Below are 9,695 nucleotides of genomic sequence, written 5' to 3'. Positions count from 1 at the left end.
AGACCTCGGAATGGCAGGAGCGACCGGCCCCCGGATGGCCTGCCGCAGAAGACCTCGGAATGGCAGGAGCGACCGGCCCCCGGATGGCCTGCCGCAGAAGACCTCGGAATGGCAGGAGCGACCGGCATGGCGCAGAAGGTCTCGGAGAAGGGGCTCAACGGCGCGGCCGCGCCGGTGGTGACTGAGCCCGGCAGAGTACGCAACGTGGTGCTGGTGGGACACTCCGGCGCGGGCAAGACCACGCTGGTGGAAGCCCTGCTGGCAGCCACCGGAACCATTTCCCGGGCCGGTTCGGTGACCGACGGCACCACGGTGTCGGACCACGATCCGGCCGCCGTGCGGCAGCAGCGCTCGGTCGCGCTGGCCTGCGCGCCACTGGTGCATCAGGACGTCAAGATCAACCTGCTCGACACCCCGGGCTACGCCGACTTCGTCGGTGAGCTGCGCGCCGGCCTGCGGGCCGCGGACGCCGCGCTCTTCGTCGTCTCGGCCGTCGACGGCGTCGACGACGCCACCGTGGCGCTCTGGGACGAGTGCGCCGCGGTGGGCCTGCCCCGGGCGGTGGCGATCACCCGGCTCGACCACCCGCGGGCCGACTACGAAGAAACCCTGGCCACCATCCAGGAGGCCTTCGGCGAGAACGTCATGCCGATCTATCAGCCCATGCTGGGCGACGACGGCCAGTCCGTGGCCGGCCTGATCGGCCTGGTCACGCTGCGGGTGCTCGACTACTCCGAGGGGTACCCGCCGCGGGTCGGCGAGGCCGAGCCCGAACACCTGAACCCGATCGCCGACGACCGGAACGCGCTCATCGAGGGGATCATCGCCGAGAGCGAGGACGAGACCCTGATGGACCGCTACCTGGGCGGCGAGCTGATCAGCACCGACACCCTGCTGCCGGACCTCGAGAAGGCGGTCGCCCGGGGCAACTTCTATCCGGTGATCCCGGTCTGCTCGGGCACCGGCGTCGGTCTCGACGCGCTGCTCGACGGCCTGGTCAGCGGCGCGCCCTCGCCGCTCGAGCACGACCTGCCGGTGGTCACCGGGGTCGACGGCTCACCGCGGCCGCCGCTGCGCTGCGACCCCGACGGGCCGCTGGTGGCCGAGGTGGTCAAGACCACGATCGACCGGCACGTGGGCCGGGTCTCGCTGGTCCGGGTGTTCAGCGGCACCCTGCGCCCGGAACAGACGCTGCACGTCTCGGGGCACGGCCTGGCCGAGCGCGGGCACCCCGACCACGACGCCGACGAGCGCGTCGCGCACGTCTACTCCCCGCTCGGCGCCCAGTTGCGCGAGGTGTCGTCATGCATCGCCGGCGACATCTGCGCGATCACCAAGTCGGGCACCGCCGAGACCGGCGACACGCTCAGCAGCAAGGACCAGCCGCTGCTGATGGAGCCGTGGTCGATGCCCGAGCCGCTGCTGCCGATCGCCGTGGTCGCCAAGACCCGCTCGGACGAGGACGCGCTGGCCAAGAACCTGGCCCGGCTCGTCGCCGGCGACCCGACCATGCGGCTCGAACGCAACGCCGACACCCACCAGCTGGTGCTGTGGACGATGGGCGAGTCGCACGCCGACGTCGTGCTCGAGCGGCTGCGCTCGGGCGGGGTCGAGCTCGACACCGAGCCGGTCAAGGTGCCGCTGCGCGAGACGTTCGGCTCGGCCGCCAAGGGCCACGGGCGGCACGTGAAGCAGTCCGGCGGCCACGGGCAGTACGCGGTCTGCGACCTCCACGTCGAGCCGCTGCCGCGCGGGTCCGGTTTCGAGTTCGTCGACAAGGTGGTCGGCGGCGCGGTGCCGCACAACTACATCCCCTCGGTCGAGAAGGGGGTGCGGGCCCAGCTCGAGCGCGGGCTGGCCACTGGATATCCGGTGGTGGACGTGCGGGTGACGCTGTTCGACGGCAAGGCGCACAGCGTCGACTCGTCGGACGCCGCGTTCCAGACAGCCGGGGCCCTGGCCCTGCGCGAGGCGGCCGCGGCCGGGCAGGTCACCCTGCTCGAGCCGATCGACGAGATCGTCGTCCGGGTGCCCGAGACGTATGTCGGGGCGGTGATGAGCGACCTCTCGGGACGCCGGGGGCGACCGCTCGGCACCGAGAACGAGGACACCGGCTCGTACAGCCTGGTGCGGGCCGAGGTGCCGGCGACCGAGCTGATCCGGTACGCCGTGGAGCTGCGCGCGCTGTCGTCCGGGGCGGGCACCTTCACCCGTACGTACGCCCGCCACGAGCCGATGCCGCCGCACCTCGCCGAGAGCGCGAAGAAGGAGTCCGCCGCACGGTGACGCGGACCCTAGGCCGGCCACGCCTTGAGCAGTAGCCGCCGGGTGTCGTCGAGCAGCTGGGGCAGCACCTTGGTGCGGCTCACCACCGACATGAAGTTCGCGTCGCCGCCCCACCGGGGCACCACGTGCTGGTGCAGGTGGGCCGCGATGCCCGCGCCGGCCACGGCGCCCTGGTTCATGCCCAGGTTGAAGCCGTGCGGGGTGCTCACCGTGCGGATCACGCGCATCGCCGTGCGGGTGAAGGCGGCCAGCTCGACGGTCTCGTCGTCGGTGAGGTCGGTGTAGTCGGCGACGTGCCGGTAGGGGCAGACCATGAGGTGCCCCGGGTTGTACGGATAGAGGTTGAGCACGGCGAACACGAGCTCACCACGGGCGACAACAAGCGTGTCGGCGGCCGGCGCCTGACAGAAGGGGCAGCCGGACGGCTTCTCGTAGCCGCCGTCGGGTCGCTCCTCGCCGGTGACGTAGCCCAACCGGTGCGGCGTCCACAGCCGCTCCAGACCGTCGGGCTCCCCGGTTTCGACGTGCTCGGCTTCGTCACTCACACGCCCGAGCTTAGAGGCTGCGCGGCCGGCGACAGCGGCTGCGCGGCCGGCGACAGCGGCTGCGCGGCGGGTGCTCCGTGCAACAGGAAGCCGCCGCCCCGGCGCTTGGCCTCGTGCATCGCGGCGCCGGCCAGGCGCAGCAGGTCGTCCGGGCTGGTCAGGCCGGCGTGCGACAGCGCCACCCCGACACTGGCCGGCGTCCGCAGCCGGCGAGCCCCCGCCGGGATCGTCTCGTCGAGCGCCTCCACGATCCGCCCGGCCACGGTGAGCGCGTCCCGAGCCGAGGTCAGATCCTCGGTGACAACCACGAACTCGTCACCGCCGAGCCGCCCGACGGTGTCCTGTTCGCGCACGCACCCGCGCAGCCGCTCGGCGACCGCCTGCAACAGCCGGTCGCCCACGTTGTGCCCGTGCAGATCGTTGACCTGCTTGAACCCGTTGAGGTCGAGCAGCAGCGTGCCGACCGGGCGGCCGGTGCGCTTCGACCGGGCCAGGGCCTCGCCGATCCGCTCGCGCAGCATCGCCCGGTTGCCGAGCCCGGTCAGCGGGTCGCGCAGGGCCCGATCGGTCAGTTCCGCGGTCAGCGCGACACCGGCCAGCGCGAGAGCCACCTGAGCGCGCAGCGCCTGCAACGACGGGAGGACCTCGGCCGGCAGCTCGCCCTCGGCGCTCACGGCGAGCACGCCCGAGAATCGGTCACCGCCGGTCAGCGGCAGCAGCGTGTACGGGCGGTCGGCCGCCGGCTCCAGGCCGGCGCACCCCAGCTCGTCCGGGTTGCGGACGACCACCACCTCACCGGCGCGCAGCCGGTCGATCAACTCCGTGGTCGCTCCGACGGCCGGCACCGTGCGCCCGCGCGGAGCGTCGGCGCGCACCCCGACGTCCGCCACTGTGCGCCCGCGCGGAGCGTCGGCGCGCACCCCGACGGCCCCGGTGAACGCGCCGTCGCCGATCTCGAGGATGGTCGCCCGCGCGCCAGGGCACTCCGCGAGCAGCGTGCCCGCGGCCCGGACAGCGAGGCGGCGCACCTCGGCCGGGTCGGTGGTGTGGATCAGGGCCGTGCCCAGCTCGCTGAGCACCTGCTCGCGGGCCGCACCGCGGCGCAGCGCACGCCGGTCCGCGTCCCGCGCGGCGCGCATGCGCAGCACCGCGAGGAGCAGCGCGAGGATGCTCACGGCCTGGACGATGTCGATCCACGTGGGCTCGGACAACGACCACGCCGCGGCGACGACGAGACCGCTGCCGGCGATGAGGTTCCGGACCCGGGACATGAAGGCCGATTCGGCTCGGCGCCGCCCCACCTGAGGAAGGTGCCGGGAGCGAACGGGATTGTTTCGCCGAGCCGCGACGACGGGTCGTTCGCCGGTCGCCGTGCCGGCGGCCGGCCAGGTGAGCAGCGTCGCCGCGGCGACGGCTATTCGCCGGTCGCGGTGGCGGCAGCCAGCCAGGTGGGCAGTGGCTCGCGCGCGGCGAGCCAGTCGGGCGGGATGCCGTCGGGACCGGTGTGGGCGGCCACGATGCCGCCGGCGATCGCGCACGTGGTGTCCACGTCGCCGCCGGCGCGCAGGCAGGCCGCGATGGCCGCCGGATAGTCGTCGAGGAACCGGTCGGCCACCCAAACGGCGAACGGCACGGTGTCGCGCGCCATCGCCCGGGCGCCGTTGCCGAGCTCGTACGCTGCCTCGAGCGGATCGCGGAACCGGCCGGCCGCCAGCAGACCGTCGCGGACGAGGCCGTCGGGCGTGTGCGCGGCCACCGCCCCCAGCAGACCCGGGCGGTGGCCGTCGAGCCGGCCCGCTGCCGCGACCGCGGCCGCCACGGCGACCGCCACTCCCCCGGCGATGCCCTCGGGGTGGGCGTGGGTGACCTCGGCCGCCCGCGCGCCCTGCGCGGCCGCGTGGGCAAGCGAGTCGGCGTGCCAGGCGCCGAGCGGGGCGGCTCGCATGGCGGCGCCGTTGCCGGCCGAGCCCTGCCCGTCGAAGGCGGCCGCCGCCGCGATCGGCCACGGCAGCCCGTTGCGGATCTCGCGCAGCATCACGACCGCGCCCGGACCGTAGCCCCGGTAGGGATCGTGGTGGCGGCCCAGCAGGTCGGCGAACGCGTCGCGGTCGAAGTCGCCCTCGGCGAGCACGGCGACCAGACAGCACGCCTGCTCGGTGTCGTCGGTCCACGGCCAGGGCGCCGCCGGTGGCTGGGCCGGGTCGACCGGGGTGACGAAATGCTGGGCGCCCAGCGCGTCACCGACGCTCAGGCCGGCCAGGCTCTCGAGCGCCAGCGCGAGGCGCGTACCGGGAAAAAGAGTGAACGACATCGGCACAACAGACGATATCTTGTCACGCTCAGTGATCGAAGGGTGTCCCTGCATCACCGGTTAGGAGCTGGTTGCCCGGGGCAGTACCTTCTTCGCATGGCCACGGTGTTGCTCGTCGAAGACGATCACGTCGTGCGCGGCGCCATGCTCCGGTCGCTCGCCGACCGGGGGCATGCCGTGCACGCCGTCGGCACGGCGCTCGACGCGCTCCGGCGGGTCGCCGCCGAGACGCCCGACCTGGTCGTGCTCGACCTCGGGCTGCCCGACCTCGACGGCTCCGACGCCCTGCGCATGCTCCGCGGCATCACCGACGTGCCGATCATCATCGCTACCGCGCGTGACGACGAGCAGACCGTCGTGCGGCTGCTCCGGGCCGGCGCCGACGACTACATGGTCAAGCCGTTCACCGGCGCCCACCTCGACGCCCGCATCGCCACCGTGCTGCGGCGCGTGGGCCGCGCCAGCCGCACCGCCCAGCCGGCCGTGCACGAGGTCGGCGAGCTGCGGGTCGACGTCGGCGAGCGCAGCGCCACCCTGGCCGAGCAGACGCTCGCGCTGACCCGCAAGGAGTTCGACCTGCTCGCGTATCTCGCCGCCCGGCCGGGCCGGGTGGTGTCGCGACGCGAGCTGTTGGAGGAGGTATGGCGACAGCCATCGGTCGGCGAGGACCAGACGATCGACGTGCACCTGTACTGGCTACGCCGGAAACTGGGCGAGTCCGCGGCGAAACCTCGCTACCTGCGCACCGTGCGGGGGGTCGGATTCCGGTTGGTGGCGCCGGACTGAGAGGCCGCCTGGCCTACATCACCGCCGCCACGACCACCGTCGCCGCCCTCGCCTTTCTCGTCCCGCTCGGCTTCGAGCTGCGCCACGACCACCGTGAGCAGGTGCTCGCGGCGGCCGAGCGGCAGAGCTCCCGGATAGTCGGGGCGCTGTCGGCCGGCGCCGGCCCCAAGGGGCTGGCTGCCGCCCTGGCCGGCGTGAGCGACCGGGTGACGGTGCACCGGCCGGGCGAGACAGCCGGCGGCCGCGCCCCCGGCGACGAGGTGCGGCACGCCGCGACCAGCGGCTCGACGGTCACCGAGAACGTCGACGGCGGGCTGGTCCGGCTCGAGCCGATCACGGTCGCCGGTCGTACGTCCGTGGTCGAGGTCTTCGTGCCCGACAGCGACCTCGACGGCGGCGAGGGCGCCTGGTGGCTGCTGCTCGGCATCGCGGCCGTGCTGGTCGCGGCGAGTGTCATCGTGGTCGACCGGCTGGCCCGCGGCGCCGTGACCTCGGCCCGCAACCTGGTGCAGGCGGCGATGGCCGTCGGCGGGGGTGACCTCGGCGTCCGCATCCAGCCCTCCGGCCCGCGCGAGCTCGCCGAGGCCGGGTACGCGTTCAACCGGATGGCCGACCGCCTGGTCACCTCGCGCACCAGCGAGCGCGAGATGGTTGCCGACCTGTCGCACCGGCTGCGGACGCCACTGACCGCGCTGCGGCTCGACGCCGAGGCCCTCGACCCCGACGACACCCAGATCATCAGCCTGAGCCCCGACGAGATCGACCGCCGCCGCGGTATCCGGCGCATCCGGCAGGCCATCGTCACGCTCGAGGGTGAGGTCAACGAGCTCATCAACACCACCCGCCAGGCCGTCGCGGCCCAGGTCGCGGCCGCGCCCGAGACCGGCGTGTGCGACGTCAGCGAGGTCGTGCGGGAGCGGATGACCTTCTGGTCGGCGCTGGCCGGCGACCAGAACCGCAACTACCGCGTGGTCGGCGCGCAGCTGCGCATCCCGGTCCCGGTGGCCCGGGCGGAACTGGCCGCCGCTCTCGACGCGATTCTGGGTAATGTGTTCCGCTACACCCCCCAGGGCACGGCGTTCGAGGTGGGCATCTCACGGCGCGACGGCTGGGTCGCTGTCCGTGTCGACGACGCCGGGCCCGGCATCCCCGATCCGGAGAAGGCAATGCAGCGTGGCCAGAGCAATCAGGGATCGACCGGCCTCGGGCTCGACATCGCCCGCCGGGCGGCCCAGTCCACCGGCGGCTCGGTCAGCCTCGACCGGGCGGCCATGGGCGGCGCCAGCGTCGTGATGCTCTTCGCCGACGCCGAGGCGACCCCGAAGCAGGCCAGCCGTTTCGGCCTCGTGGGGCGCCTGGCCCGCGAACGCGCGAGCCGCCCCGCCCGATCCGAGTGAAGCGGACCGAGTTCTTGCTTAGATCTGTATTAAAGGCGTTCCGCTCCCGCGGCCGGACTGGCAAGGTTCCCACCGATCCCATCCGGCTTCCCGGTTCCGCGCCCGCGACCCCGAACTGGCGAAGCTCCCGCGCGGTGAGAGGTGGTACCCCCATAACCACCTCCCACCGCGCCCCCGCCAGTCAAGGAGAGGTCGTGTCCACGCACCGCCGGCTGGTCCCGCGTGGCCACCGCCGGGCCGTCTCCCGGCAGCCGCACCGGCTGCTGCCGGTCGCCCTCGGCCTGGCGCTGCTGGGCGTCGGCGGGGTCGTGGGCCCGAGCGTGGTCGAGACCGTGACCGGCAACTCCGGCTCGCGCAGCCTCTCGCTCACCTCCCTGCCGGCCGACCAGCCCGCCGAGGGCCTGGTCTACGAGGGACTCAAGCCGGCCAAGGCGGGCTCGCTGTGCGCCGGCTCCTACCAGCTCGACCAGCAGACCTGCACGCACGGCCCCGACGAGGCCCCGGCCGGGCTCGAGGTGCGCCGCGACGTCACCCCGGTGACCGCGAAGGCGCCCGAGCCGAAGCAACCGGCCCGCGAGAGCGCCGCCGTCACCCCGTCCGACGCCGAGATCGCCCGCGACGAGGGCGGCAGCGCGCTCACCGCCGACGCTCCGGCCCTGGTGCCCGACGCAGCGCCCGGCGAGGCCGACTTCATCATGGGCGCGCACGACGTGGCCTGCGAGGGCGACGGGCGCAGCGGCAAGCGCGTCCAGGTGCTCTACCTGCACGAGTTCGGCACCCCGAGCCGCTACGGCGACTTCCTCGGCTCGATCCGCACCTGGTCGGTCGGCGTCGACCAGATCTTCGACGCGAGCGCGGCCGAGACCGGCGGCTCCCGCCACGTGCGCTTCGTGACCACGCCGCAGTGCCGGGTCGATGTCTCCGAGGTCGAGTTGCCGGCGGGCGGCCTGGCCTCGTTCACCCGCAACATCGACGAGCTGCGCAAGCTCGGCTACAACCGCACCGACCGCAAGTACCTGGTCTTCGCGGACGCCAAGGTCTACTGCGGGATCGCCACCTACATCGCCGACCGGCGGCCCGGGCTCGGCAACCGCAACAACGGCGGCCCCTCCTACAGCCGGGTCGACGCCGGCTGCTGGAGCTCGGCCATGGCCGCCCACGAGCTCACCTACTCGCTGGGCGCGACCCTGATCGGCTCGCCCAACTCGAGCGGCGCCGGTGGCTGCCTGGACGAGTACGACCTGCTGTGCGGGCCCGACCGCTCGGGCAAGAAGGTGCGCACCGTCTGCCCGAAGAAGAACGAGATCCGGCTCGACTGCGGCAACGACGACTACTTCAACACCAACCCGAAGCCGGGCAGCTACCTCGACGAGAACTGGAACGTCGCGCGCAGCGAGTTCCTGCTGCGCAGCGACGGCGGCGACGACATCCCGGACGCCGAGGGCGGTCCGCAGCCGACCACCGCGCCCAGTTCCGCCCCGGCCGAGCCGACCCCCAGCGTGAGCCCCGAGCCCACCCCGAGCCGCACCGAACCCGCGGTCGGCGACGTCTCGCCCTCGCCCTCGGTCACCCCCAGCGAGCCGGCGACCACCGGCGAGCCGACCGCGCCGGTCGAGACGCCCAGCGCCGAGGTGCCGGAGCTGCCGGTGGCGGCGACCACCACCACGCCCCCGACCGAGCCCGCCAACGGCGTCGCCGAACCGGTGCAGGCAGTCCTCGAGGTGCGGGACGCGACCAGCGGTTCGGTCCGGCTCACCTGGAGCGCCGCCTCGGCCCGGGCGACCTACCAGGTGTCGGTCGACGGCCAGCCGGTCGCGACGACGAAGGCCACCCGGGCCCGGCTGATCGGCCTCAAGCCCGACGCGAAATACCGGGTGACCGTCAAGTCCGGAGCCCGGTACACCGCGAAGGCCACGGCCGAGACGGCGCCCGCCGCCCGCCCCGCGCAGAACTCGTGGTTCACGCTGACCAACGCGCTCACCGGCGGCGGGGCCGACCTCTACGGCGCCCGCACGGCTCTGGGCACCCCGCTGACCCTCGGCAGCAACGACGACGACGCCCAGCAGCAGTGGAAGCTGGTGCCGGCCGGCCGGAAGACCTACACGATGGTCTCGCGGGCCACCGGCAGGTGCGTGGGCCCGCTCGGCGGCAACGCGGCCGCCGGCGTCCCGCTGGTGCAGTCCGCCTGCGACAACACGGCGGCCCGGTGGGTGCTGCAGGCTTCCGCGTACGGCTTCACCCTGCGCACCATCGAGGGCGACCTCGTGGCCGGCGTGGGCGATCAGCGTTTCGGCGCGCACCGCGTGCTGGTCCTGCAGACAGGCAACGGCCAGCGCTATCAGAGTTGGACGGCGGTACCCGACTAGGCGG

7 protein-coding genes are annotated in these 9,695 nt (G+C 73.7%); 4 read left to right on the top strand and 3 right to left on the bottom strand.

From position 1 onward, the window contains the following. Window positions 1-126 precede the first annotated feature (126 nt). Window positions 127-2,286: an elongation factor G-like protein EF-G2 gene (locus tag KXC43_RS21805; protein ID WP_221377960.1), complete on the top strand. Its 2,160-nt coding sequence runs from the start codon at window positions 127-129 to the stop codon at window positions 2,284-2,286. Window positions 2,287-2,294: 8 nt separating this feature from the next. Here KXC43_RS21805 and KXC43_RS21800 read toward each other — a convergent pair whose 3' ends face one another. The 3 genes from KXC43_RS21800 to KXC43_RS21790 form a co-directional block, all read right to left on the bottom strand. Then, window positions 2,295-2,831, bottom strand: a complete 537-nt coding sequence (locus tag KXC43_RS21800; RefSeq protein ID WP_221377959.1) for an HIT family protein — start codon at window positions 2,829-2,831, stop codon at window positions 2,295-2,297. Next, on the bottom strand, window positions 2,828-4,132 hold the full coding sequence (locus tag KXC43_RS21795; RefSeq protein WP_221377958.1) for a GGDEF domain-containing protein: 1,305 nt from the start codon (window positions 4,130-4,132) through the stop codon (window positions 2,828-2,830). Before KXC43_RS21795 ends, KXC43_RS21800 begins: the two co-directional genes overlap by 4 nt. A gap of 113 nt (window positions 4,133-4,245) precedes the next feature. After that, complete coding sequence (locus KXC43_RS21790; protein ID WP_221377957.1) at window positions 4,246-5,142, bottom strand: ADP-ribosylglycohydrolase family protein; 897 nt, start codon at window positions 5,140-5,142, stop codon at window positions 4,246-4,248. A gap of 96 nt (window positions 5,143-5,238) precedes the next feature. Here KXC43_RS21790 and KXC43_RS21785 point away from each other — a divergent pair, with 96 nt between their 5' ends. From KXC43_RS21785 to KXC43_RS21775, 3 genes are all read left to right on the top strand, one after another. Beyond that, window positions 5,239-5,928, top strand: a complete 690-nt coding sequence (locus KXC43_RS21785) for a response regulator transcription factor (protein ID WP_221377956.1) — start codon at window positions 5,239-5,241, stop codon at window positions 5,926-5,928. A gap of 17 nt (window positions 5,929-5,945) precedes the next feature. Further along, window positions 5,946-7,325, top strand: coding sequence for a HAMP domain-containing sensor histidine kinase (locus KXC43_RS21780; RefSeq protein WP_221377969.1), 1,380 nt, complete (start codon window positions 5,946-5,948; stop codon window positions 7,323-7,325). 194 nt (window positions 7,326-7,519) lie between these two features. After that, window positions 7,520-9,691 carry an RICIN domain-containing protein gene (locus tag KXC43_RS21775; protein WP_221377955.1) on the top strand — a complete coding sequence of 724 codons (2,172 nt, stop codon included), beginning with the start codon at window positions 7,520-7,522 and terminating at the stop codon, window positions 9,689-9,691. The last annotated feature ends 4 nt before the right edge of the window (window positions 9,692-9,695 follow it).

The organism is Paractinoplanes polyasparticus, assembly GCF_019710575.1.
GTDB classification, from domain to species: domain Bacteria; phylum Actinomycetota; class Actinomycetes; order Mycobacteriales; family Micromonosporaceae; genus Actinoplanes; species Actinoplanes polyasparticus.
Note: the sequence above shows the minus strand (reverse complement) of the source record. Positions and strands in the feature narration are given on the sequence as shown.